The organism is Exiguobacterium sp. PHA03 (genome assembly GCF_041945985.1).
Taxonomy (GTDB): domain Bacteria; phylum Bacillota; class Bacilli; order Exiguobacteriales; family Exiguobacteriaceae; genus Exiguobacterium_A.
This window is the reverse complement of the sequence record NZ_JAUTYQ010000001.1, coordinates 616580-642940: the sequence shown is the minus strand read 5'-3', so window position 1 is coordinate 642940 and position 26361 is coordinate 616580. Positions and strand designations below refer to the sequence as shown.

General features: G+C 45.3%; 23 protein-coding genes. 7 read left to right on the top strand and 16 right to left on the bottom strand.

Going from position 1 to position 26361, the window contains the following annotated elements; genetic code table 11:
- Positions 1-23: 23 nt before the first annotated feature.
- The 4 genes from Q7C19_RS03325 to Q7C19_RS03310 all read left to right on the top strand — a co-directional run bounded on the left by Q7C19_RS03325 (position 24) and on the right by Q7C19_RS03310 (position 7877).
- Positions 24-410 (top strand): hypothetical protein, encoded by a 387-nt coding sequence (locus Q7C19_RS03325; RefSeq protein ID WP_375091609.1) that lies wholly within the window; start codon positions 24-26, stop codon positions 408-410.
- Between the two features lie 170 nt (positions 411-580).
- On the top strand, positions 581-2473 hold the full coding sequence (locus Q7C19_RS03320) for a DUF5776 domain-containing protein (protein WP_375091608.1): 1893 nt from the start codon (positions 581-583) through the stop codon (positions 2471-2473).
- Between the two features lie 144 nt (positions 2474-2617).
- The gene (locus tag Q7C19_RS03315) at positions 2618-4192 is read left to right on the top strand and encodes a glycosyltransferase (RefSeq protein ID WP_375091607.1); all 1575 of its coding nucleotides are present in this window, start codon (positions 2618-2620) and stop codon (positions 4190-4192) included.
- A 160-nt stretch (positions 4193-4352) separates the two neighbouring features.
- Complete coding sequence (locus Q7C19_RS03310) at positions 4353-7877, top strand: CDP-glycerol glycerophosphotransferase family protein (protein WP_375091606.1); 3525 nt, start codon at positions 4353-4355, stop codon at positions 7875-7877.
- A 58-nt stretch (positions 7878-7935) separates the two neighbouring features.
- Here Q7C19_RS03310 and Q7C19_RS03305 read toward each other — a convergent pair whose 3' ends face one another.
- Complete coding sequence (locus Q7C19_RS03305; protein WP_375091605.1) at positions 7936-9954, bottom strand: acyltransferase family protein; 2019 nt, start codon at positions 9952-9954, stop codon at positions 7936-7938.
- 204 nt (positions 9955-10158) lie between these two features.
- Positions 10159-10833, bottom strand: coding sequence for a 5'-methylthioadenosine/S-adenosylhomocysteine nucleosidase family protein (locus Q7C19_RS03300; RefSeq protein WP_375091604.1), 675 nt, complete (start codon positions 10831-10833; stop codon positions 10159-10161).
- A 169-nt stretch (positions 10834-11002) separates the two neighbouring features.
- Here Q7C19_RS03300 and Q7C19_RS03295 point away from each other — a divergent pair, with 169 nt between their 5' ends.
- Entirely contained in the window at positions 11003-11986 is a 984-nt protein-coding gene (locus Q7C19_RS03295) for a ketoacyl-ACP synthase III (protein ID WP_375091603.1), read from the top strand.
- A 46-nt stretch (positions 11987-12032) separates the two neighbouring features.
- On the opposite strand, the gene Q7C19_RS03290 is transcribed toward Q7C19_RS03295, so the two are convergent.
- The 7 genes from Q7C19_RS03290 to Q7C19_RS03260 all read right to left on the bottom strand — a co-directional run bounded on the left by Q7C19_RS03290 (position 12033) and on the right by Q7C19_RS03260 (position 17733).
- Positions 12033-12563: a GNAT family N-acetyltransferase gene (locus Q7C19_RS03290; RefSeq protein ID WP_290749788.1), complete on the bottom strand. Its 531-nt coding sequence runs from the start codon at positions 12561-12563 to the stop codon at positions 12033-12035.
- 62 nt (positions 12564-12625) lie between these two features.
- Positions 12626-13096, bottom strand: coding sequence for a DinB family protein (locus tag Q7C19_RS03285; protein WP_375091602.1), 471 nt, complete (start codon positions 13094-13096; stop codon positions 12626-12628).
- Positions 13097-13222: 126 nt separating this feature from the next.
- Positions 13223-14035 carry an ankyrin repeat domain-containing protein gene (locus tag Q7C19_RS03280; RefSeq protein ID WP_375091601.1) on the bottom strand — a complete coding sequence of 271 codons (813 nt, stop codon included), beginning with the start codon at positions 14033-14035 and terminating at the stop codon, positions 13223-13225.
- 327 nt (positions 14036-14362) lie between these two features.
- A complete protein-coding gene (locus Q7C19_RS03275) occupies positions 14363-14560 on the bottom strand; it encodes a hypothetical protein (protein WP_056060887.1) in 198 nt (65 codons plus the stop codon).
- Between the two features lie 407 nt (positions 14561-14967).
- On the bottom strand, positions 14968-15243 hold the full coding sequence (locus Q7C19_RS03270; RefSeq protein ID WP_156358977.1) for a hypothetical protein: 276 nt from the start codon (positions 15241-15243) through the stop codon (positions 14968-14970).
- 92 nt (positions 15244-15335) lie between these two features.
- The gene (gene galU / locus Q7C19_RS03265) at positions 15336-16202 is read right to left on the bottom strand and encodes a UTP--glucose-1-phosphate uridylyltransferase GalU (protein ID WP_056060882.1); all 867 of its coding nucleotides are present in this window, start codon (positions 16200-16202) and stop codon (positions 15336-15338) included.
- Between the two features lie 34 nt (positions 16203-16236).
- Positions 16237-17733 (bottom strand): glycosyltransferase, encoded by a 1497-nt coding sequence (locus Q7C19_RS03260; RefSeq protein WP_056060879.1) that lies wholly within the window; start codon positions 17731-17733, stop codon positions 16237-16239.
- Between the two features lie 379 nt (positions 17734-18112).
- Here Q7C19_RS03260 and Q7C19_RS03255 point away from each other — a divergent pair, with 379 nt between their 5' ends.
- Positions 18113-20056, top strand: coding sequence for a CDP-glycerol glycerophosphotransferase family protein (locus Q7C19_RS03255; RefSeq protein WP_375091600.1), 1944 nt, complete (start codon positions 18113-18115; stop codon positions 20054-20056).
- A gap of 45 nt (positions 20057-20101) precedes the next feature.
- Here the strand turns inward: Q7C19_RS03255 and Q7C19_RS03250 are convergent, their stop codons facing one another.
- The 3 genes from Q7C19_RS03250 to Q7C19_RS03240 are packed head-to-tail and all read right to left on the bottom strand — an operon-like array spanning position 20102 to position 22259.
- A complete protein-coding gene (locus tag Q7C19_RS03250; RefSeq protein ID WP_375091599.1) occupies positions 20102-20734 on the bottom strand; it encodes a DUF3108 domain-containing protein in 633 nt (210 codons plus the stop codon).
- Entirely contained in the window at positions 20731-21339 is a 609-nt protein-coding gene (locus Q7C19_RS03245) for an ATP-binding protein (protein WP_375091598.1), read from the bottom strand. Before Q7C19_RS03245 ends, Q7C19_RS03250 begins: the two co-directional genes overlap by 4 nt.
- Positions 21340-21374: 35 nt before the next feature.
- Positions 21375-22259, bottom strand: coding sequence for a LysR family transcriptional regulator (locus Q7C19_RS03240; RefSeq protein WP_375091597.1), 885 nt, complete (start codon positions 22257-22259; stop codon positions 21375-21377).
- Positions 22260-22503: 244 nt separating this feature from the next.
- Between Q7C19_RS03240 and Q7C19_RS03235 the strand changes: the two genes are divergently transcribed.
- Positions 22504-23685, top strand: coding sequence for an MFS transporter (locus tag Q7C19_RS03235; protein WP_375091596.1), 1182 nt, complete (start codon positions 22504-22506; stop codon positions 23683-23685).
- Between the two features lie 18 nt (positions 23686-23703).
- Here the strand turns inward: Q7C19_RS03235 and Q7C19_RS03230 are convergent, their stop codons facing one another.
- The 4 genes from Q7C19_RS03230 to Q7C19_RS03215 all read right to left on the bottom strand — a co-directional run bounded on the left by Q7C19_RS03230 (position 23704) and on the right by Q7C19_RS03215 (position 26285).
- A complete protein-coding gene (locus tag Q7C19_RS03230; RefSeq protein ID WP_375091595.1) occupies positions 23704-24477 on the bottom strand; it encodes an aminoglycoside phosphotransferase family protein in 774 nt (257 codons plus the stop codon).
- Between the two features lie 186 nt (positions 24478-24663).
- Positions 24664-25137 (bottom strand): NUDIX hydrolase, encoded by a 474-nt coding sequence (locus tag Q7C19_RS03225; protein ID WP_375091594.1) that lies wholly within the window; start codon positions 25135-25137, stop codon positions 24664-24666.
- A gap of 20 nt (positions 25138-25157) precedes the next feature.
- Entirely contained in the window at positions 25158-25568 is a 411-nt protein-coding gene (locus Q7C19_RS03220) for a hypothetical protein (protein WP_035408367.1), read from the bottom strand.
- 30 nt (positions 25569-25598) lie between these two features.
- Entirely contained in the window at positions 25599-26285 is a 687-nt protein-coding gene (locus tag Q7C19_RS03215; protein WP_235513996.1) for a glyoxalase, read from the bottom strand.
- Between the last annotated feature and the right edge of the window lie 76 nt (positions 26286-26361).

Below are 26361 nucleotides of genomic sequence, written 5' to 3'. Positions count from 1 at the left end.
GTGTACTTCGGAGGGGTTCGCATTTGAAAAGTAAACTTTTATTTTTACTGCTATTTTCGATCGTCTGTCTAGCTGGATGTAGCAATTACGATCAAGACGGAAATACGACTAGTGAGGAAGCAAAACAGAAATACGATGCAGCCATCAATCAAGTCTTCAAATCTGAAAACCAGTACTTGAAGCAGCAACAGATCAACCAGCAACTAAAGCGAAACACTGATGAAACGGGAGTCATCGTCTATGAGGATCAAGATTTAATTGAAATCTATTACAATCAATTATCTGGACGTGAGACAGCCATTTATCAGAAAGACGGATCAAATTACGCGCGAAAGACATATACGAAACAAATCAATCGTAAAATTGATTCCTCTGAAAAAAAATACCTTGAGAATATTGGAATCAAGTAATTCCAATCCTATAAGGCTGATGTATTACCTGTTTAAATGGTCGATGACTCTATTATTTAATGGAGTCATCGACCATTTTCGTGTTTTCTTACCCTTCTCTTTCCTTCATCTGTTTTAAGGCACAGTTCAGGGGGTATTTTTTAATATTTAGTTTAAGGTGGGAATTACTGATGGAAAGAACCGCATCAATCATTATTCCTGTATATAATAAGGCGACATATCTCTCAACTTGTATCGCATCGATCCAAGAACTCTTGCTCGATCACTCAACAATCGAAGCGATTTTCGTTGATGACGGTTCGACGGATGAATCGTTATCGATTCTCCACACGGCTGCACAAACGATGGATTTCATTCGCATCATCGAACTTCCTGAAAATACGGGCAGTCCTGCACAACCGCGAAACGTCGGAATTGAAGAAGCGACAGGTACGTACATCACGTTCTTAGATGCTGATGATCGTCTCGACCCAGTCGGATTCCCTCAACTCGTCGCACAAGCCGCTTCGCATGATGCCGATATCGCATTCGGTCAAACGATCAAACATACCGACACGTCGATTCAAAAGGTTGGTCGCTTTGCATCGTTTACGACAGCGAATCAGCTTGTTCCGTATGAAATCGACAAAGTGTTCCGCGCGGTCGGACCTCCGGGGAAAATTCTGAAGCGCTCCGTCTTGCTTGAACATAACATTCGGTTCAGCGCGATGCAGTACGGTGAAGATAAACTCTTCTTCTTTGAAGCCATCTCGAAATGCCAAACGGCTTCGATGAATCCGGCACCGGTCTATCACGTCAATCGTTTCGCGATGAATGATTCGCTTGTCGGACAAACAAGTATTTTCGAAAAGACGACCTTCAATTTACAAGTGCTTGAGAAAACGCTCGAACTTGATATTCCGGCAGTTGCTAAAACGCATGCATTGAGTCGGTTGATCGAGATGGACTTCCTCTCCCGACTGTTCAACAACAAGCGTTTCCTTGAGCATCCGCAACAGCAGACCTTTTTTGACCTGTTCCGCGAAATGATTGCCGTTTTTGAACGCCATGGTGCAGATCCAGCGGATTTCATTTTTGATGACATCTTTCAAAAACAGTACGCCTTACTTCAGCAAAAAGATTATGACAGCTTCGTCACCTTCATCACGCTCCTTGTCCAAAAACATAAAGCCCGGCGATATGTATCGGAGAATCGTCTCTATTACCGAATGCCTGCTTCGTTGCATCATCTCGGGCCTGTCCTTGAGCCATTCTTTGCCTCGTATGCAGGCACGCGTCTCGTTGATGGTCTCTTCTATGAAGTCGTACAATTACTCAAAGACGACATGTCTTCGGTTGATCAAGTTCTCTTAATCGCACCCAACGATGAAGCAACGGAAACCGCCGTTCCGTTCCATATCGATGAGAACGAACTGTTCATTCCGACTGAGGCACTCGAACCGCGTTCAGATCCATTCCAATTGATGCTGATCCATGACGACTATCATCCGTTCGTCGTCCGGATGACGTTACCGAGTAGTGTCGACGAAATGCATTTGCATTATCAGCAACTTAAAGTCGAATTTCGTCCCGAAGAACAAAAATCACCGTTACAGAAAATTGATGCGACGAAGTATCATATCGAAGCACCGACGCAAGTCGTCGTACTCGAGAAAGCCTTTTTGTATGATGACCTCGAATTTGAGCATAAGCAAGCAGCGCTCGAAGTCGGTCAACTCCTGACAATCAGTGATCTACAGTTGACGCTTGCTGGCACACCACGACTCGTCACGGCTAATGGAGCTTACGTCACGGCAAACAAAAAATATGTCCATCTTCCGCCTGTGATCGATAACGAGACGTATCTGACTGCGCCTCCAGCAGCAGTCCGGATTTTGAAGACATGTAAACAGTACGCCGATCGTAACTTTAAAAATGAACTACCGACGAAAAACACCCCCGATACAGTGGTTCAAATTGAGAAGGTCGTCCTGTCATCGAAAGGCACACCACGCTTGAAAACGGCTCAGGATATGTACATCACAGCCAATCGATCATTCGTTCAACCGATCAACGAAGCTTAACAATACACCTAGGGATAGAGAGATCTCGTTCCTAGGTTCCTTATTATTCCAACAAAGTATGCTATAGTATGGACAAGGTTCACCATATGATCCATATTTTATGCTACTAAATAAAATTGTAAGCGCTATATAAGGAGATGCCCTATGACACGAGATTTGTTTTTTACATTGAATACGTTAGCAGCCCAGCGTGGCGGTTTATCAAAAGCAGTCATTAAACGCACGAATGCGATCATCGCGGCTGATCCGGAGCGAAACGTGACGCTCGTGACGTTAGGGATTCAACCGAATCTCGAAACAATTCGTCAAGAGATGGTCGAAGCACGGTTGCTTGATCCTCGCATCCAGGTCGTCAACGTCATCAATTATTTAGCACGTCGCCAGGCAGACAAACGGTCCGTCGTTTCTTCGAAAGCCGAATTGATTCCGCGTTGGGAAAAACGGTATACGTTGTTCCTCGATGCGAGCCGTGCCGAAAAAGATTCCTATCGATTGTTCGACAATGGTACATACGTCCAGTACGCTCGGTTTGACGCTAACAATCAGCTCAGCTTCATCGATTATTTTTCAGAGAATCGCCATCGCCTACGCCGCGAGGAATACCTTGATAACGGGCAGTTGGTGCAGACGATCCAGTATTCGCTTACATCGAATAAGCCGGTCTCTCGTTCCTTCTTCCACAGTGATGGAACGTGTTATTTGACGATTTGGCATAAAATCAACTCGGCGGATTGGAGCCATCTGTTTTATTTCGAAGCCGGTCAGGAAAAACAGTTCAATGATCCAGCGATCTTTAATACGTTCGTTTTGAACAAGCTGTTAGATCAACATGACGCGGTCTTGATCTCATCAGAATACCGGGATCGTCTTGCCAACCTACCGAAAAAAAATTTGGATGCGGTCATCCTAGACATCAAGCATCCGAATATTAAAAAGATTGCCTTCGGGCATAGCAATCACTTCGTGTCGCCCTTCAATGAGACAGCAGCCGTCAGTGGTGTCTGGGATACATTATTCGGTCGCATCGACGAGTGGGATCATGTCATCACGGCAACACCTCGTCAACAAGCGCATATGACCAACCAGTTCGGTCATCCGGAAACGTTCCATGCGATTCCACACGGTGTTGGTGCTGTTCCGGAAGCCGACTACTCGGTACTTCCTGAACCTGATCCGAATCGGTTCATCGTTGTCTCGCGCATTCAAATCAAAAAGGATGTCGCTGCGAGTGTCCGTGTCATGCGGAAGATCGTCAACCACCACCCCAATGCCTTCCTTGATTTCTATGGCTTCGGTTACAACGATCAGCTCGAAAAGGATCTCCATGCTTTGATCAAGGAATTGTCATTAACGAAGCACATCCGTTTCAAAGGGTTCGTTACGAACATTCAAGACGCTTATCATGGTGCTGTCGCAACGATCTTTACGTCGCAATCCGAAGGGTTCGGGATGGCAATCCTTGAGAGCATGGGTCACGGTGTTCCGGTCATTGCCTACGACGTTTGTTACGGTCCCCGTGAAATCATTGAGCATGGAACGACTGGATTTATCATTCCACCTGGAGACTCGTCAGCCTTTGCTGACGCAGCGATTCGCTTGATGGAGCAACCATCCCTAAGACGTCAAATGGGCGAAGCCGCCTTGCATTCGGTTGAGCGTTTTTCGGATGATCTTTTCACGAAAAATTGGCTGATGCTTTTGAATCAGCTCGACGAATAGTTAGTCGACCTCCTCCCCTGTGAGGAGGTTTTTTTGTCTATCCACCAAAGTCCGCATTGTTTTTCAAATTTTAGGATGTTTTAGCTATTGATTATGATAGAATGCTAAGGGAAGATAACGCTTTCATATAACATCTTTTAGTAGGAGGTTCCTTGATTCCATGCTTTTTAAATCTGCTCTCCGGGTGCTCCAATTTGGACATTCCGTACTTCCGAAAAAACAAAAAAAGCTTAAACGATCGGCATTAAAAGAATCGTTAAAGATTCAATCTTCGCCGACAGACTATACGCTATCCGGTCAATTGAATGATCCGTTGCTGACGATCACGTCGTTACGTATCCGCGATCGATCGCAAGAGACGGTCCTTGAAGTGCCGAACCAACTGGACGATCATCGCTTCACCTTTCAGCTGTCGCATTCAATCGTGTCTCAATTGAGTCAGCATGTTGCTCAGATGCAAGAAGAGGCGGACGTTCCGACGGTCGAAGAAGACGGTCTCGCTGAGATCGAGTCCGTCGAAGCCGATCAAGATACGCTCTATCCGATTGGTCGTTTTTCGCTTTGGCTTACGTTCACGAAAAAAGTTGAACACCTCACACCGGAGCAATTACAGAAATGGGAATCTGACGGCTTACCGAGTCATGCTACGCTCGACGCGTCTGTCTTCACCCGTGAGATTCTGCTAGGACGTTTCCTTGATACGCAGATCCCTGCGCCGCTCGCACCGTTGATGGATGAGACGTTCAACGAATTCGTCCAGTTGTATACGGACCTAAAAGGCAACCTGCGTCTGTTGCTGAACAAAGAACCGCAGACGAAGCCGAAGATTCAAATCGATGCGGTCCATAATGAGACGAAGGCGACGACAGTCATCAGCGGAAAAGCCTTTACGCGTCATGCGTTCATCAAGACGGGACGGTTGCTCCTTGTTCACCGAGAGAGTGGCGATCAAGTCCCTATCCCAATCGATTGGTTGTACCAAAACGAGGTAAGTGCGAAAAAATTCGGATTGTATCGCTATCATTACACGGCGAAGATTCACTGGTCGCACCTCTACCAAGCAGCCCAATTGCAAGAAGGGGTTTATGATGCTTTCATCACGCTCGATTTCTATCACCGATCGGAACCGAAATTACACCGTCTCGGTCGTGCCCGTTATATCACGCGTCAGCTGACACCGGAAGCGTTAGGGAAAGATGAGACGTCGACGATGCATATCATTCCGTACTACACGGTCGGTCACCGGAATCTATCATTTGAGATGACCGAGTTCACGAATGAAAATTACGCCTATCTGAATCATCTGATGACGTTTGCCCCGCTCTACCGGCTGTTTGCCGAGAAGAACACGTGGCTCGTCGGAGAACGTCCATATAAAGCGCAGGACAATGGTTACCACTTCTTCAAATACATGCGCGAGACCTATCCGGAGCGACCGGTCTATTACGTCATTGATCCGGCGTCGAACGAATATGCGCAAGTCGCTCCGCTCGGAAACGTCTTGCCGATCAAATCGAAGGAACACATCTATCACTCTTTGATGGCAAAGAAGGTCATCGGGACACACCACGCGGAATACTTGTATCCGCTTCGCTCGGAGCCGTTCAAACGCAAGATGCGTGCAGATCGTGTCTTCATCCAACATGGGGTTCTCGGAACGAAGAACATGAACAATCAATACGGGAAATTTGCTGCTGCCTTCGACACGGATTTGTTCCTTGTCAGCTCGGAGCGGGAAAAACGACTCGTCACACAAGATATGGGATACGCTGAGCGCGAGGTCAAAATTACTGGCTTGTCTCGCTTTGATGCACTCTTGAAAAATGACGTCCCGGTCAAACGTCAGATGCTCGTCATTCCGACGTGGCGGTCGTGGTTACAGACGCCACTCCAGTTCTTCGAATCAGAATACTATCAGCAGTACCAAGCGTTCCTATCGAGTGATCGTTTGCATGCGTACGCGAAACAGCATCGTCTCGAGATCGTTCTTTGCCTGCATCCAAACATGCAGCAATATTCGAGTCACTTCGAGAACTTACCGATCACGGTCATCCATCAGGGCGAACGCGATGTTCAAGGATTGTTAAAGGAGAGCCTCTTGCTCGTCACCGACTATTCGAGTGTCGCTTTTGACTTCAGTTTCTTAAAGCGACCGGTCCATTACCTGCAATTCGACCCGAAACGCTTCATCGGTCCTCTCGGTTCGTATCTCGATCTCGAAAACGAATTACCGGGTCGAATCTCAAAAACGATTGATGACCTGTTCGAGGATCTCGACGCGACGGCACGCCGTGATTTTAAGATGGCGGATGAATACAAACGACGCGCTGACGTCTTCTTGACGAAAACGGATACGACTTACTCTGATCAGGTCTATCAAACAATCGCTAATTATACGAAACAGACGAGTCTTTTAGAGAAGATTCAGACGAACGAGGCGGCGAACATCCTCTTTAAGGTCTATCGTCGTAGCCGGTTCTACTTCCCGACGATGAAGGCAGGATATCGACTCATGCAACGCGTCTTGCCGGTCGACCCGAAACTCGTTGTCTTCGAGAGTGGGCTCGGTAAACATTACGCGGACAGTCCGCGTTACATTTATGAGGAACTGAAGAAACAAGCACTCGGCTACAAAGTCGTCTGGATCTATAACAAGAAGCTTTATCTCGGAGATCCGAACGCAAAAGTCATCAAACGCTTATCTCCTGCCTACTTCTATTACATGGCGACGGCGAAGTTTTGGGTCAACAATCAGAACTTCCCGCATTACATGACGCGGCGAAAAGAGACGACCTACATCCAGACGTGGCACGGCACACCTTTGAAGAAGATGTTGTTTGACTTAGACGAGATCCATGGACGGGACGAAGGCTATGTCGAGCGTGTAACGAACGCGATCCAGCAATGGAGCGTCCTCTTGTCTCCGAGTCCCTATGCGACGAACATCTTTAGAAGTGCGTTCCAGTACGGGGGACCGGTCGTCGAATCTGGTTATCCGCGAAACGATCTCTTCTTTACGGCGAATAATGCGGCGACAATCGAACGGATCCGGACGCAGCTTCAACTGCCGGAAGACAAGAAAGTCATCTTGTATGCACCGACTTTCCGTGACCATCAGTCGCTTGGTAAAGGGAAGTTCTACTTCGACTATCCGTTTGATTTCGACCGGGTCGCAGAAGCGTTAGGCGATGAGTATGTCTTCTTGATTCGGACGCATGTGCTCGTCACGAAAAAGCCGAAGATTCCGGCACAGCACCGGGAACAGTTCATCGACGTGACAACTTATCCGGATATTCAAGAACTATACTTGATCACCGATCTACTGATCACGGACTATTCTTCTGTTTTCTTCGACTTCGCGAACATGAATCGTCCGATGATGTTCTATGCGTATGACCTTGATCTCTACCGCGATACGCTGCGCGGGTTCTACCTCGACTACTACAACGATCTTCCAGGACCGATCTTAGAAACGGAAGAAGCATTGCTTCACGCCTTATCGGACATTCCGCGTCTGACGAAAATGTATCAAGCGCAACTTGATGCATTCCGTGCGACGTACGGTCCGATGGAGGATGGGTTTGCCGCTTCTCGTGTCGTCGATGCGTACTTCAAAACGGATCAAACGATGCGCACTCAAACCCTTGAATTACTTGAACAACCCGACGGCAGTTACTCTGTTTGAGCGATGATACGAAAAAACGGCTTGCACCCTTTTCTGGATGCAAGCCGTTTTACATATTTTATTCGTCCGTTGCTAATTTTTCTGCGAGGACCTCGTTGAGCTTTTTCTTAAACATCGGAGCAAAACTTTCCGCATACGTATTCGTCATATGGCTGTTATCGCGATAGATGACGACATTGCCGATAACGGGACGATACTCGCCTTTGACGTGGAAGTAACGCGTCAAATCCAGCTTATGGAGCGACTGGTTCGTTTTTTCGAATTGTTTCCAATACGCCTCATCCGTTTGATTCGGTTGCGCGTTCATCTGTTTCGTCGTGTCAGCGATGCTTGTCGTCTCCAGTGCCTCGAGTACATTAAAATCGTACCGTGGATTGTCTCGAAGCGCCAATCCATCAATACCATACTCGTCCTTGACGAACTGCATCTGGTCGACCATTTGTTGATGGATGCTGTCTTTTGAAGCATCCGCTGCCGTCACGTGCGAGATGATCAAATCGACATCGGCATCTTTCAAATAGTTCAGGACGTTCTGATTCCAGATCTCTTTTAGCGAGTCCGGTTCATATCCGGTTGAAAAACGTGTTCCTGACCGCGTCAGGTTGAGTAAACGGATGTCCGTCCCTTTGATTGCTTCATGTAAGGCACCGAACCATTGCTCCGAGTGCGAGCTACCGACGAGTGCAATCGTTGCTTTATAATCCTTCGTCTTCCCGTATTCGCCGACTTTTGCTTCCGTCTTTTGCAGCCCTTGGTTGCTACCATCCGTATGGACGAGGGGCAAGTCATTGAAGACGTTCGCATATGACGGGAATGGGTCTTGCTTCGGTACAGACAATGCCTGCTCGATTGCTAAGGCACCCGGATATTTATTCTTACTGACGGCTTGTTTCAGCTCTTGTTCTTCCATATATGCGAATCCAAGTAATGATCCGATTAACAAAACGTTGACCGTCAACAGCGCACCTAATTTCTTGAACGCTGTCCGATTGACGGTTGAAGTCCGGATCGGTTTTTCAATCCATTCCGTCATCAGATACGATAAGCCGATCGACGAGACGATGATCAATGTGCCGACGAGCAGACCAGGTGTTTGTTGGACGTTGTAGCGATAGAACTCAAGCAGTACCCAGTGCCAGAGATAAATCCCGAAGGCAATCCCCCCAAGTTTGACCATTGGTTTAGATCCGAGGAACCGTTTTAATCCGAACTGTGTCTCTTGCGTCCCTGATAATACGATCATCAAGGCGCATGTCATCGGCCAGAGTGCGATATAACCAGGAAACATTTGCGAGACATTAAACAGGACACCGGTCGTCAGCAAACCGATCAGACCAACCCAGCCGATGATCGTTGCCACCCATTTCGGAATACGGATCGCCGATAAGTTCACGCATAACAAGCTACCTAAGGCGAATTCCCAAACCCGTGTCGGCGTAATGAAATACGCCCATGGCTGATTGATTTCAGTCAGATAGATCGAGTACGCAAGTGACGTGACGAACAAGAATCCAAGCAGACCATTGAGGACGGCTTTAATTGACCGAATCTGATATTTGTTCATCATCCATAAGATGAACGAAAACAAAACGAACCAAATCATATAAAATTGCCACTGGATCGATAACGCCCAAAAATGTTCGACGGGTGACTTCATTTGCGTCGCGTCCAAATAATCAGTACTTGAGACGGCGAGTTGCCAGTTTTGATAAAAGAACATCGAGGCGACGACTTCACGAATCGTTTTACCGAGAATCGATGCTGGTAATAAAAACGTACTTAATACCAAGACGACTCCTAAGATGAATAAAACCGATGGCAACAGTCGTTTCAGCAACTTTGTCACATACGGAAGGAACTTGAACTCTCCTGTCCGGTTGATCGTCGAGATGATTGATGTCGTGATTAAAAAACCCGAGATGACGAAGAAGACATCGACACCACCTGAGACACGATTGAACCATATGTGATAAATTGCGACGAGTAAGGCAGCTACCGTGCGTAGCCCTTCGATTTCTGGACGAAACCGGCTTTCGATATCAATCCGTTTCTGACCAGATACTTTCCATTCTTGCATGCTTCTATGTCCCTCCATCTACTTCTACACCTACGATTCCTGACGATTGCAGCGCATTTCTTGTACAGTTCGGTATGTACTCACCATTTCGAGAAAACGTTTCCATTCACTATGATAGAACATATTTCAAAAAATACAATGCCAATGAACTATATTGCCGTAAGAAACTTGGAAAATATGTAAAAGAAGTGCGTCGGTTACGAATTACGCTAGAAATCGATGCAAGTAGTCGTTAAAAATCCGTCGCATGACTTTTGGTGTGTTCTCGATATAGATCCGCATCTGTTCGACGTTTGCTTCGACAGCACCCTCGTTCTTCTCTTCGGTCGGAAAATCGGAAATGCCTTTGATGATGATACATTCAACGGCATTTTTCTGACAGATGTACGCGACAGCCCCCGCCTCCGTATCGGCAATCGTCAGACCGTTATCTCGCAGTTCGATATAGTCTCGCCACATGACGACAGCGCGATCAGCCGTTCCGATCGTTCCGAGATGAAAGTCGTTGCCATATTTTGAGACGTCGAGATTGACGATGAATGACGGTTTAATGAGTGGTTCAATCTCTTTGACCGTACAATCATATTGAACGGCACGATCTGGAACGATGATGTCAAGTACGTCGTACCTCGGATCGATGCCGGCACACGTTCCGGCAACGATGACCTTCGTCAATGAGAAACGGAGGATCATATATTGATTCGCTCCGATGCCATTTACTTTTCGAACGCCCGTGCTATAAAACAAGAGCGTTTCCCCATTCATCTCGCGCGTAAAGTATTCACCATACGGATAGACGATTCTTTCTTCAGGCGAGACATGAAAATATGCAATCGTCGCGTCGAACTCCCATGTGGTGACGATGCTGATTCCAATCATCCTTCCTTACTCCTTTCGAGCATCCGCTAAAGACCGCTCTTTTTTTCATCTAATCGAATTGATGATGTGTACGATAAGTTATGTTCCTTGTGTTTAAAAGAAAATTCACTTAAATTAGTACCTAGTACTAAAACCAGGTATAACATCTTTTTACAGGGAGGAACCATTTATGACTGCATATCATGCTCGAGTAACAGCAATCGGCTCTTACGTTCCAAATCAAATCATGACGAACCATGATTTAGAGAAACTAGTAGAAACAAATGATGAATGGATAGTGCAACGAACAGGCATCAAAGAACGAAGAATCGCGGGTCAGACTGAATCGACAAGTGATCTTGCCTATCAAGCAGCCATGAATTTAAAACAGCGTTACAATACAGAATTTCAAGATGTTGATATGATCATCATCTGTACGATGACACCCGATTTTAAGACACCATGTACTGCATCATTGGTACAAGCAAAACTCGGTATCAATCATGCGGGTGTAATTGATTTGAACGCCGCATGTGCAGGATTTACATACGGATTACACCTGGCGAACGGGTTAATTTCATCTGGTCTTCATAAAAAAATTCTCGTCATCGGAGCAGAAACACTCTCTAACATCACTGACTATGCCGATCGAAACACATGCATTTTATTTGGAGATGGTAGTGGAGCGGTTCTTGTGGAACGCGATGAAGTCCAGTCTGACTTTATTTCATTCTACTTGAACTCGGAAGGGGAAAAAGGAGCCAGTCTCTATTGCTCGAACTTGTCAAATCACATGTTCGAAGATCCTATCATTCCCACTAATAAACTCATCCAAAATGGACGCGAAGTTTACAAGTGGGCGGTCAGCACGGTTCCTCGTGGAATGAAACAAGTAGTGGATCAGGCATCGATGACTTTGGATCAAATCGATTGGTTCATTCCGCACAGTGCAAACCTACGCATGATTCAATCGATTTGCGAAAAAAGCAATGTTCCTTTTGATAAAGCGCTTTACAGTCTCATCCATTTCGGAAATACCTCCGCTGCCTCCATTCCCTTATCTTTAGATATAGGTGTTACCGAAGGGAAAATCAAAACGGGTGACTTGCTTCTATTATATGGATTTGGTGGCGGTTTGACACAAGCTGGATTACTAATGAAATGGAGTCTGTGATTCATACAAGGAGGAAGTACAGATGCATCGTACTTCCTCCTTGTTTTTAATTCTGATGACGGACAAGCGTGGTAATATCCAGCCATTCATATGCTTCATCTTTAACCGTGACATTCCCAAAACGACTCTGGCGATGATCTATGTATTTACCTCCGAGTCGTTTGTAAAATGCTCGTCCCGGCTCATTCTTTTTCATCACCCAAACCAGCATCGAGAAGACATCTGCTTTCAGGAAATGAGCAGCGATAGTCGCCATCAATTTTTTGCCGATCCCTAAACCGTGCGCTTCAGGTAATATATAGAGGGCAGATAACTCGCCTATCCGTACTCCATCATCAGCATGAATCTGAGCTGCTGCGAATCCCACTGTGATTCCCTGTTCGTTCAATACCACATATAGGAACGTATCTTGTGAGGAATCGTTCAAAAACTGTGTCCATTTTTGTTCAGCTCGTTGAACCGAGAGTTGTTTCAAATATACATCGGGTACTAAACCGGCGTATGTCGTCCTCCACGTATCAACGTAAATTTTTGCTATTACCTTCATGTCTTTGGACGTGGCTAAACGTATATTCAAGAATTTCATCCCCCTAGCATCGGTAGCTCATAGTACTACCATTATTTTCTCATTCACCTACCTTAGTCCCAAACCCGCACACGCTCAATGTCTGCTGTTCTCAAATAATCGAGTAGCTGTCCTGTATGCACTGCTTCATGATAAGCAATTCGTAACAGCATATCACCAAGCGAACGGACATAACCTGATTCGGAACGATCAATCTGGACCGTCGCTAAATCTGATTCCGGTAGTCGCCTGACATATGTCATGAATTCCTCCCGATAGACCTCCGCAAAGTCTAGCTCCTCTTGCACTGATACGAAGTCACGCCCTTCAAACGGAGACTCATACGACGATAGACTGCCTCCATTTTGTAAGGCTAAGTAATAATAATACTCGCTATCTAACACATGACGAATCATTTCGAAACACGTCATGGCGTTCTCATCCGGTTTCCAGTTCAGCTTATCTTCAGGAATCGAGCACCAGACTTTGATGCTTCTTCTTCTCACTTCATTTAAATTCCATACCATCCAATCTTTTGCGTTCATGATGTACCCTTCCTTTCGATGACGAATAAGTGTTCTCCTATCTCTATTTTGACAAAGCGATTTGAAAGTCCTTTTAAAAATAAAAACAGGAAGCATCCGCAGATGTTTCCTGTTGTCGTCAATCGCTCACTTATTTTCTTCCTCAGACAATGCATCAATCTCTTTTTGTCTTAAAATTTCCGCAATCTGATGGTGGTCATTATCAAGTGCTGCACCACGTGCTGTCCGCCCGTCTTCATTTCGATGTAGTGGATCGGCTCCATAAGAGAGAAGTAAACGGACAATTCGTTCATAACCGTAAGCACTCGCTAAAGCAAGCACTGCCGTATCACCATCTGCGACGTTTTCCGCCTCGATATCGGCTCCCGCCTTTAGGAGCACTTTGACCGCTTTCGGATGATTATTCCCAACTGCCAGATACAGCGGTGTGAAACCGTCTAATCCGATAACATCAACCTCTGCTCCCGCTTCAAGTAACAGTTTGATTTTTTTCGCCTTGCCTTCTTGCGCTGCGTAATGTAGCGGCGTCACCCCAGCTCCATCATCGGTCCGTTGATGTAACAACTCCACATTCTGCGCTAGTTTCCGTAAGACTTTTTTATTGCCGGATCGCCCCGCTACTAAGTGAAGCGCTGAGAAGCCGTACTCATTTAAATCAAGATGGGCTCCGCGCTTAATCAACAGCAACGCAATGTCCGTCTTTTGATCATACAGAGCAATATGCAACGGTGACATCCCGTCCTGATTGGGAAGGTTGACATCCGCACCGTGATCGAGCAACAATTCGACGATCCGTAGGTACCCTTCCTGAATCGCCCAGTGAAGTGCCGCAAATCCTTCTTCATCCAGTTCGTTCAGATCGTCACCACGTTCGATGCAGCGCATTACTTGTTTTCGTTTGCCCAAAAAAGCAGCATCTTGGATGGATCGTTTCGTCATGTCCGTTCGCCCCTTACCTGTTCCGTCGTTGTCCTCCTCATTTTACAACAACAATCAGTTGTCATGCGCAAAAACGCCTTTGAACATCTGATGTCTTTTGTACCAAGTTCAGTTCGTCACTCATGACATTTATTGATTTTAGGGAGATCGTTAGAATTAAAAGAAAAATAATCATGATCAGAGCATAGATAAACATCGTGAAAATAATGGATTCGTCGTATCGTAATATATTTCACTCGATCACTTTGCATTGAAGAAAGCCCACATTATAACGCACATGTGGGCTTTGTTTCTATCGTGTACTCAGCATTAAAACAATTGAATACTTTATTGATTTGATGTGTTTTTTTTGAGAGATTTTTTAGAAAAAACACCTTCCGTTATTAGGAAAATGACAGCAATTGCCACAGACTTTATTCCATATTCGACCCATGTATCAGTCGACTTCGGCATTCCTTCAAAAAACATTAGAAAAATAAGAAAAAACATTGCTGCGAAAACACTTTCTAAAATTTGATTTTTCATCTTTCTGTATCACCTCTCAATTCTCCATAATTTATTTTACTTTTATAGAAGTAAAACATTTCAATTTTACTATATTTATATAATCACATTTATTTTTTACCAATTCAACTTAAAAAAGGTTTATCCTATTTTTAACGAGCAGACAATTACGTTCTACCTAACAATTTATGGAACGAAATCAACAATTTCTCGTTTGATTTGGATGAATTGAGAAAAAGTATCACATAAGCATTTTTTTCGCTCAAAATCGCCTTCTAGAGAAAAATAAGCAGGAGCAGCGGTGCGAAGCTTGACCCTGATAAATGATTCGAGACGAACGAAAAAGCGCAATCCTTCTCAATTAGAGAAAAATTGCACTTTGTCTTCAGTCTGAATCGACTAACTTCAGGTGATCTTCCGTGTATCTCTTACTTTTCACTCGACTTATCCTGCAGGAAGCGTTCTACCAAAAGTACGAAAACGACTGCTGTTAGGACGCCAAGCACGCCTGGTAACACGGAAACGATCGGATCACTGAAAAATGCCGTTGGGATGAGTACTGTCATTCCCCACTTCACACCCTTCAAGATCGCAAGCGCTAGGAGTAAGATCAGGAAGATTGTTTTCTTTTCGACACCTGCGAAAAATTGTCGCTCTGCTTTTTTATCAGCCTTCACACCGAGCCACGTTAACATATGTAGCACCTCTCTTCTCCTTTTTCTACGTTTCGACTAGACGGATTGGTTTCATGAATTACAAAAAAACCACCCTGCATCATGTCAGGGTGGTTCGTCATTTAAATATCTAGTGTCTTGATAAAAGCTTTCAGCTCGTCACGCATCTCTGCATCTTTCAACGCATATTCGATCGTCGTCTTGACAAAGCCGAGTTTCTCCCCGACGTCATAGCGGTTGCCTTCGAAATCATACGCAAAGACTTGGCTATCCGCATTCAAGCGTTCAATCGCATCCGTCAATTGAATTTCGCCGCCTGCCCCTTCTCCTTGATTCGCAAGGTAATCAAAGATATCCGGTGTCAGCACATAACGTCCCATGATCGCAAGATTTGATGGTGCTGTCCCGTGTGCCGGCTTTTCGACGAATTGTTTTACATCATACAGTCGTCCGTCTTGTGAGACCGGATCAATGATGCCATAACGATGCGTATCTTCCGGACGGACTTCTTGTACACCGATGACCGATTTTTCCGTCTGTTCGTAAACGTCCATCAATTGTTTGATTGCCGGATTGTCTGACTCGACGATATCGTCCCCGAGTAAGACTGCAAACGGTTCATTCCCGATGAATTGTTTTGCCGTCAGAATGGCATGTCCGAGACCTTTTTGCTCTTTTTGTCGGACATAGAAAATGTTCGCAAGGTTCGTTGAGAATTGAACTTTCTCGAGCAATTCCGTTTTACCGGAATTTTCGAGCGTAATTTCGAGTTCTTTTTGGTTATCGAAATGATCTTCGATGGCTCGTTTATGTTTACCCGTGACGATGATGATATCTTCGATGCCGGCTTTTGCGGCTTCTTCGACGATATACTGAATCGTTGGTTTATCAAGTATCGGTAACATTTCTTTTGGCATTGCTTTTGTCGCAGGCAAGAAACGTGTTCCGAGTCCTGCTGCTGGAATAATGGCTTTTGTGATCTTTTTCATATCGTTCATCCTCTTCATCGTTCAAGTAGTAGATTTAGTTGTTCAATTCTTCTAGTAATCGTCCATAGTTCTTTACAGCCGTCTCAAGGTACAGGGATGGCTTCGTCTCGACCCGCTCGAGTGGTTGTTCGACGAGTTGTACCATCGCTTGTGCGAAGGCTTCCATGTCATTGGCTGGAACGAGATATCCGTTTTCGCCATGAGCGATGATTTCGCGTGGTCCGTATTTCACATCATAGGAGATGACCGGACAGCCGACATTGATACTTTCCATGACCGTCAGCCCGAATCCTTCAAATTCACTCGTTAACAACGAGGCTTTCGATTCACGGAAAACTTCTGCCGGATTCGACGTAAAACCGTGGATTTCGATATCGTCCTGTAAACCGAGCTCCTCAATCAAGCGTTCCATCATCGCGAGTTGCCCTTGTTCATCCATGCCGTAAAGGACGAGTTTCGTCGCGTGACCTGACTGTTTGAAAAGTGCATAACTCTTGATTAAATGATCCATCTGTTTTTGCAGACCGAATCGACCGATGAAACAGAATTGATCTTTGACCTGGTCACGTCGTTGCGCTTGTTCTGGAACGATGAAGTGCGGAATGATTGAGATTTTCTCTTCCGGGATATTATACCGTTCTAAGATGTCTTCTTTTTGATGATTCGTCAGGCTGATGAAACGTGTCACTTTATCGGACTCTGAGAACATCGTCGCGTACGATCCTTTGACGTTTGATCCGTCTAGATGCGAGTTATGGATGACCATGACCCGTTTGACGGCTGCTTTGATGTTGAGAATCGAGCGATCGAGTAAACGAGCATCGACGAACAAAACATCGCCATCTTTAAACAGACGGTTGAAGTAGTATTCAAACAAATCCTTTTCTTTTTTGAACGCTTTGTACATTCTGCCGTTTCGATATAATTGAATCAAGACGAGTTTCGGACGTGCCATTTCATTGTAGAACTTCTTACAATAGACAGCACCTTCTGAATCATACAACTCCTCCATCATTTTCCCGTGATGGACGGGTGAGTAGATCGTCTTGCGGTGCAATTGACCGTAGACGTTGTATTCCCAGCGCTCGACCTTTTTAGGAGATGCTTTCGTCATGAAATCTTCGAATTCGACGACTTGCGTCTCCGGATAGAATTTACGATAGAGGACGTATTCATCCTCTTCATCATAATAGCGAACGGCATCACTGCCTTTTTTCTCAACGCTTTTCAATCCTTCGATTTCACGCGCCGATTCTTTGACGATCGGCTTGTTCCGAAAACGGGTTGTCGGAATGCTCAACAATTTATAATCGGATAACCAATCATAAATGTTTTCGAATTGGACCATTGGACCGACTTTTTCTTCCGTTCGGAACTGTTCGTACACTTCCATATAGTTGGCATTGTAGTTCGTCGTGACGATCGTCGAACCAACACTCAGTTCTTTTTCCATGAGTGCAATCCGACTCAACAGTGATTTCGTTCTCCCACCGTGTTTCGGTGGTAATGTCGATGTAACAGTATACAGCATCTGTAATTACTCTCCTCTACCCTTTAAGATCGATCTCTCTTTTTTTGTGTGAGGTCAACCTATATATGTTACCGAATCTGCTATTTTCTAAACGTGTCTTGTTCAGACAGTTAAAACCAATACAATTTCTATTTATCCCCTTTTTTACGAACAAAGTCAATTATTTTTGCATAATATCCAATCATTGTCATGGTTCTGCAACTAGTAGTTTGCAAAGCTGAACGATCGGTCGGTTCTATCCAACAAGTTTAAGAAGATAAACGCCACTTCACTGATTTCCATTCAAACTACATCTTTGCAGAAATCGGAAGATATTGTATGGTGAAGGATGTAACAGAGATACCATATGATTCAGAGTGAGAAAGGAAGCCATGCATCAATGAAAATCACCTGTCGTGACCATACGTTTTTGATCGAGAATCTCCCGCAACAAACCCTATATTTAGCTATTAACGAACAACATATACCTGTACAACAAACAGAAACAGGTTTTTCGCTATCGGTCGATGCGTTACTCAGTATCTTCCGAAAAAAGAATCATCCTATTAAATTCGTCGATGAACTTGGAACACCAGTCTCATTCAAACATCTTTCCGAACCCCTTGACATCGCACCGAACAGTTACATCAAACAAGGGAAACATTCCTATTTCATTTTCATCGATCAAGACGATGAGCTCAGTCTGATCTACAACAAAAAACCGTCCATCATGAATTTTTACGACCGAGTTGTCCAGTTTGAGGGCATGACGCGTCAAGACGACGTGCTTCTGTTGAAGTTTTCGTTTCACTCGAAGTATGTCGCAGTCGCGCAACCGAGTTGTTTCGTTAAATTCAGACATCAGGAACAAAAAATCGCTCTACCGATCGAACGCTTCACAGTCACACCAGTCGACGCCTGTCGCTTCAGAACCGAAGTCGAAGCCGTGATCGATAAAGAACTCGTTGAGCAGTTGCTCGGTGACCGGTATACATACGATGCCTTTAACGCGAACATCTATGATCTTTTATTTGGCTTTTCGATTCGTGAGATGCCGATATCTGGATTCACACCTCGGATTCGTCACTTTAAAAATCATCCAGAACTCTTGAATGACGAGCACTGGTTGCCGTTAAATGAGCAATACGATGTGTTGGTTCGTCCCTATTCGACCGTGTCGGAACGCCTTGCAATGCGTCTAATCCCGGTGCCAGTCGAGACTGTCGAATATTATGCAGAACCCCGACCGTTACTTGGACTGGATCCAACTAAGAAGACGATCGTCTGTTATGAATACCCGGATAAAGCACAAGATAATGGGATGATTTTCTTCAAGTACCTTGTTGACCAGCACCGGAAACAGTTCAACATCTACTACATCATCAGTCGGTCGAGTCCGGACCTCAAAAATCTTGCCGGATATGAGAACCATATCGTGTTCTATAAATCTCCGGAGAATATCGAGGTCGTTCAGGCTGCGGACGTTTTATGTCATACGCATTCATCGAGTTATGCCTTACCGTTTGCTACCTATCATACGGAAGCACTGATTCAAACGAAACAAAAGCTGTTCCTACAACACGGCGTCATCGGGTCAAAAGATGTGAGTCATATTTACGGTAAAAAATCGCCACATCCATTTACTGATTTATTCGTCGTCTCCTCGGAGCGGGAGAAGCAGCTCATCGCTCGCGATTACGGTTTTCATCCTGACGAAATCATCGTGACAGGTCTTGCCCGATTCGATCAATTAATCACTGAACGATCACGTTGGCTCAAGCGATATAAGAACCGAAAAAAGCTGTTGATCATGCCAACGTGGCGACCGAAACTCGATACGTACCCAGACGAACAGTTCATGGAAAGTGACTATTATCAGGAGTTTCAAGCGTTAATCACGGACGAACGGTTGAAAAGCTTAGTGATGGACAACAAATACGAAGTCTCGTTCTACCTTCATCGCAACTTCCAAAAATTCAGCCACTTGTTCCACTCGGACTTCATCGATGTCATCAGTCAGGATGCGTTCACAGTCAAGGAGCTACTTGAAAATCATCATGTGTTGATCACCGACTATTCGAGTGTCGGTCTCGATTTCTCCTTGATGCATAAAAAGGTCATCTACTACCGTCCACCTGTCTTAGTCGGCGAAGATAACGCCGGCGAATCAACGGATTTGTTACCGGGAGACGTCATTGAAACAAGAGACGCCTTGATGGAATCACTACGCGAATCGAAGATGCCGAAACGCTTTAAGCGCAATCTCAGTCACATCTATGCGTTTGACGATACAAAAGCAAGTAAGCGGATTTTCGAAGCGATGCAACATCATTTTCAGCTGTAACAAATAAGGAGCAACGAGACGGCAGACCGTTTCGTTGCTCCTTTTTCATCGACGAAATTCCAACGAGACTCCGTCTGCGATTTGTGAGGACTGTTTTAACAACTCCCGCTTGACTGGATCAATCCAGTAATACTGAATACGCTCACCAAACGCAACTTGAGCGCAAAGCGTCTCTACGTGTTCGCCTAATTCAGTCGTCAATCGATCGTGCCGCAAGGGTCGCACCTGAATCGGTACCGCAAGTCCTGAAACGGCACTAAAGCCACTAAACGAAAACGTCGAATCAACGGTTAGTGGTAATGCTCGCAATAACAATTCGATTGAAAACAGATCAACACTTTCGGTATGAATCGGTAGGACAGACTGCTCATTGCCTCGCGTAATTACGACTGCATCCGCTCGATACAACGCATGCACGGTTTGGACGCCATCTTGGTACTCGACGAATTCGAGTGGCGTATAGTCTTCTGCATCAATCGTCAGGCGGATCGTTCGATTGCCGATTTTTTCTGACACCAATTTTTGCTCCCGTACTAGAATGGATTGATGTGATGTCTTTTCTAACCGAATCGTTTCGTAGGTCTGTCCGATCTGAACCGATTTTCCTTGTTCTATCCAGTAGATCTGTTTTTCGTCTTGTCCCTCGATGAGGGGATAGGTCGTCCTTTTCCATTTCATATCTCTTTCTCCCTTCTTAAGAATCCGATGGAAGACAGCTGATGAACTGCTGCTTCTCGGACTTGCTCCGGCGTTTTCGCTGTCGTATCAATCGGACAGACCGGAAACTGTTTATACCATTTCTCTTCAAGTGCCCAGAGCGGTTCGTGCTGTGCAAAAGATTGACGAGTTCTTGTATGATCAGCATCCCGACGCGTTTGTAAGAGATGGTCTGGTGCATGTAAATAAATAATCAGGTCGGATCGACACCTTCTTAATGCCTCTAGTTCCGTCTTTAAACGGAATTCCATATCCCAGTCATGCCCATGTACCAACGGATAATGAAGCGTATAAAATTCAAGATCTTCCGGAACACGGTCTAATACGATGTGTCGGTCCGGAAAATGACAAAACCGTTCGATTTCCGCCTGAATGAACAAGCGCTGATTCTCAACGAATCCGTCTTCGGTACGAATGTCTAATCCGAGCTCTTTTCGTTTTAGAACGATCGGATATGGATTTTCATAATAGACATGCAACTCCGGGTAAGCGTCTTCGAGCGCTTGCGCAAGCATCGTCTTCCCTGATGCCATGCCGCCTTGAATCGAAACGATATGTCGATGCATGTTATTATATTTCTCCTTTAGCTCATTACGATTTGTTATGGACGATCCACTGTTTCAGCGAATAACGATCGCGCTGTCTCGATGAATACTTCCGTCGCCTTCGACATCTCTTTCTTATTTCGTACTGCAATCTTAATATCTGGTGTTTCGTTCGTTTCTAGTTGACGGATTAGACTTTCACTCGGTAATCCAGCGATACTTTGTCGGGTCGTGATGACTACACCTAGTCCTTCTTCCACCATCTTAAGTCCCGTCTCGAGATGTTTCATTTCATAACGCACATGTGGTACGAGACCTTGATCCTGAAATAACATCTGCACCTGTTGTTTCGTCTCCATCTGTTCAATCAAGAGCGACTCTTCTGCCAAATCGAACAGACTGATCGATGCTTGATGTGCTAAACGATGGTGTTCGGGTAACACGACGACCCATTCATCTGATACAAAAGAAAAACGATCAAATTCCTCTTCGATAGATGTGACGATTCCGACATCTACGCAGTCGGTCCGCAACCATTGCTTGATTTGATCGATGGTTCCTTCCCACAGTTTGACTTCAAGTCCCGGATATCGCTCATCCATCGTTCGAATAATTTTCGGTAAAAAACGTGTATACGCTGTTTTATAGACCCCGACATGGACCTTTCCGATCGCTAGTCCTTGTTCCGACGCAATCAATTCATCCACTTTATGAAATTCACTATTGATGCGCCTTAAAATGACGAGAACCTGCTCGCCCACCTCGGTGAAAAACAGTCCTTTTTTCTTATCCCGTTTGATTAGTTTCGTTCCAAGTTGTGCCTCGACTGAGGCAATCGTCCGACTGACCGCTGGTTGTGTCATGTGTAACTGTTCCCCTGCAGCTGTAAAACTTCCCGTCTCAGCAATTTGAAGAATCAATTCGATTTGTGCTCTGTTCATAACGTTTTTGGTATACCCCCTATGCGAAAGATGCATTTCATTTATCATAATCGCTACTGTACTATGACCAAGTATCGCAAATCAACTTGGACAGATGAATCTTCTTAAACGTCTAAATGAAATGGGGTACGAATTGAAACAGAAACAGTGAGGTGTAGATATACAGAAACAGTGAGGTGTAGATATACAGAAACAGTGAGGTGTAGATATACAGAAACAGTGAGGTGTAGATATAATGAAACACATGGGAAAAATTTATTTACTTGCCATCATCAGCTTTTTAAACGGGACATCAGAATATGTCATTGCCGGTATATTGGATCGCATCGCGTATTCCAATCAAATATCCGTCTCGTCTGCCGGACAGTTGATCACGGTCTTCTCGATTGCTTTCGGAGCGGGCACGCCCTTTTTAATTGCTTTGACGGCACGACTCGAACGAAAAAAATTACTGGTCTATGCGCTCAGTTTGTTCTCGATCATCAACGTATCGATCACCTTCTTATCCAATTATGAGCTGCTGATAAGCGCACGAATCTTATCTGCGCTTTGTGCCGGTGTCATTCAAGTCACGCTATTAACGCTCGCTGCTGTCCTTGCCGCACCAGGAAAACAAGGAAACGCCATCGCAACTGTCGTCATGGGTAATAGTACGGCGCTAGTTATCGGTGTTCCGATTGGTCGCGTCATTGCTTTTCACTATGAGTGGCATGTCATTTTCGCTGGTCTTGGAATCATCGGACTCATCTTAGCGCTCCTGACATTCTTTTGGATTCCTCAAACGGTCGCAGAAGAACCGGTTCCGTTACGCGAACAACTTCACTTCTTCGTACAGCCAAGAATCGCTGCTTATTTATTGATTACGTTTCTTTGGTTAGGTTCCTATTCAATCGTCTTTACCTATATTTCGCCTTATTTTTTAGATGTCTTTCATAAGAGTGATCAAGCCGTCACGACAGCGCTGTTCCTGTTTGGAATCGCCAGTGCGTTTGGTTCTAAACTTGGTGGAATCAGTACGGATAAATGGGGCACGTTTTGGACGCTTGTTGGTGGGACGGCACTACATGCCATCGTACTGCTACTGTTCCCACTGATGGGTCACGTCGCATCTGCCTTTTATATCCTCCTCATCCTTTGGGCATTGGCGGCTTGGTCCTCCGGTACACCGATTCAATTACGGATGATTACGTTGGCACCAGCTGCTGCAAGCATTGTTTTGAGCCTGCATAGCTCATTTGGACAAATCGGGATGGCAGCAGGTGCTGGAATCGGCGGTATCGCTGTCACGAATAGTCTATTACAGTACTTGCCCTGGATTGGTGCACTTGCGCTCACGCTTTCAGTCGCTGTTATCGTAACGGATCATTTATTTGCTAAATCGACTAACGCTCAAGAATCGGAAGAAATGCGGTATGTCGAAAAATAATCTACAGTCTTTCGCTTCTCAACGGAAATACGCGATAAGATCTGGATGATCGATCAGTTCCTTAATTCGTACTTGCTCAGCATCCGGTACTTGCTCAAGTGTCCTCATGATCGTCATGAGTCGTAACCAGTCTGCAAGGTTCGATAGCTGAATTGACGAAACAGCTTGATAGCGGTCAAGGTATTCGCGACAGACGTATCGTCGCACCTCGTCCGGCACTGCTGTTCCACCTGCTATTCGCAGTAAGAGCAATGTCCGTGCGACATCCGCGATCGGTGGACCTGTCATCGCATCATGCCAATCAATGACGACGAACCTTTCATCCGCTGTCACGAGGATGTTCTGAAAATGAAAGTCCCCGTGGAGCAATCCTTGCTGTTGTGGAAGGTGAAGCGTCTCTAACAATCGTTCCGCCTTCAAGCGTAACCGGGGTGATAGATGACGTATTTTTTGATTGGCGACATCGTGCCACCTAGGTGCTACACGCAATTGATGCTGATGGATTTTTTGATGTAACATTGCGAAGGATGCGAGGAGCACGGTTATTCGCTCCGGTTCAAACAGGTCTAACAATTCGTTGCCGTCAATCCGTTGCATCTCAATGCACGGCGAATCTTCTAATTCAACGGCATATACGTTTGGCGTCGGGATAGTCGTCCGCTCAAGTTCTTCAAGCATACGAAATTCCTGTACGATTCGCTGTGTTTCAATCGATTCGCGGAAGTATTTGCGTACTCGTTCGTCAGAGATTGTCATCACGGTTGCGGTAGAACCTTTATTTACGTTAGTCATCGCCATATTTCTCCTATCACTTATTTCGTTATATCGTTTCTCAAATCATCCAGCCAATCCTTCTAATAAACGCATCACTTTTCCATCTTTTATCGTCTTCTTGATGCTTCAGGCTGAAACGCGTCCCAGTGCAACAAAAAATCTTGAATGAAAAGTTCATTCAAGATTTTTGTTTTACCCTTTGCTTCAAATAGAGACGTGATGCGCTGTCCGTTGTTTTTTAACATACTCCATCAAGATCGGTCGTTCCGGTGGATTGAGGTTTTCTGGTAGCTGATCGATAGCGAAAAAGCGTAATTCCGCAACTTCTGACGGATCCCGAACGATTTCACCCGTATACGCCGTACACAGAAATGCTGAGATGACATTATAGACTTCATCCCCGTGCGGATACTTATAGTAAAACGCATCACCCGAATAGACGTTCAATAATTCGAGATGCTCCGCTTCAAGACCGGTCTCTTCCCTTAATTCTCGTTTGGCTGTTTCTACGAGCGTCTCACCGATCTCAAGCGCTCCACCAGCGAGTCCCCAGCAACCGTTATCTTGCCGAAGTTGTAATAAGACTTCTTGTTTATCGTTGACGACGATGACACACGCCCCTGCCAAGACGAGCGGTCGTGTGCCGACGAGTTTGCGTAATTCTGAGATGTATCCCATGTCATTCAGTCCTTTTCCATTTAAATCACTTTCGTTCGGACGCGCATCCGTTTGAGTCCCGTCAATAGGAGACATAACAAGATGATGCCCGAAACGAACAGTACGTACGTATGAATCGTAAAGAGGGAACGGAAATCGATTACGGCAACATTCTGCTGCACCTCAATCCAACTACTTAGTATGATTCCACTGATTGCAAATAAAATGAGTACGCCGACCTGTCGACGTGTCAACGTAACATACGTCAAAACGCGCATGCCTTCACGGATCACGAACGGTAGGAGAACGAGGAGTGCTGCGACCGGTAAGATGACCGGGTCACCGCCTTGCTGAATCGGCATTGACCGGGTCAAATAGCCAAACAAGAAAAAGAATCCACACACGAACAACAATAATCCGAACGCAATACTCGCATTCACCGCTTTGTTCATCTTACTTCCCTCACTTTTTAGAATAATGAATTATGAAGAAACGGCACTTTGATGCCATACGCCCGCTGCATCAAGCCGGACCCGATGTCTGCCGTCGAGTTCCATCTCGATCGGACTGACCTTCGCCGTCTTCGGTGAGAACAACCATGTCCGTCCTTCCGGGACGAGCAAGATATGCGTTCCATCCGCGACTGGTCCGAGGAAGTTGAGTGACGCGCCGTTGAGCGGACGTTCCCGTCGCTCGAGAACGCCGATTTCTGCTAACTGCTCACCCACTTCAAGCACGTCTTTCACCGTCAGACTCATCTCGCCGATTCCGAGGATGTCGGATACATCAAACGTCAGTTCCGCTTTAGACGGATTGATTTGATGCCGCGCGATCAGTTCCAAGACGTTCTCATCCGGGTCATAAAAGTAACAGGAATGCGAATCCGTGAAGTCAAAATAAATCTCATCCTGTCCGTCTTCGATCAAAAGTGGTGTCCGTTCTACGAGCCACGCTTTTCCTTGTTGGAAGACGTTTTCCGGAATGTTGAACGCCATATGGTATTGCGTATCAACATCATCCGTCTGTCGATATGTCAGCTGATCCGTACCGATTTGCATCGTAAACGAATCGTTCGTTTCCGAGACGAGCGGGAATCCGATCTGATTTATGTAAAAATCTTTCATTGCTTGTAGATGACGTGTCACAAGAATGGTTTTTAAAATGTTCAAGCTGATGACCTTCCTTTAATTGCAGTAAAATTTATCAAAAAGCGATATGCTTTATTTTACCACTAATGGTAAAATC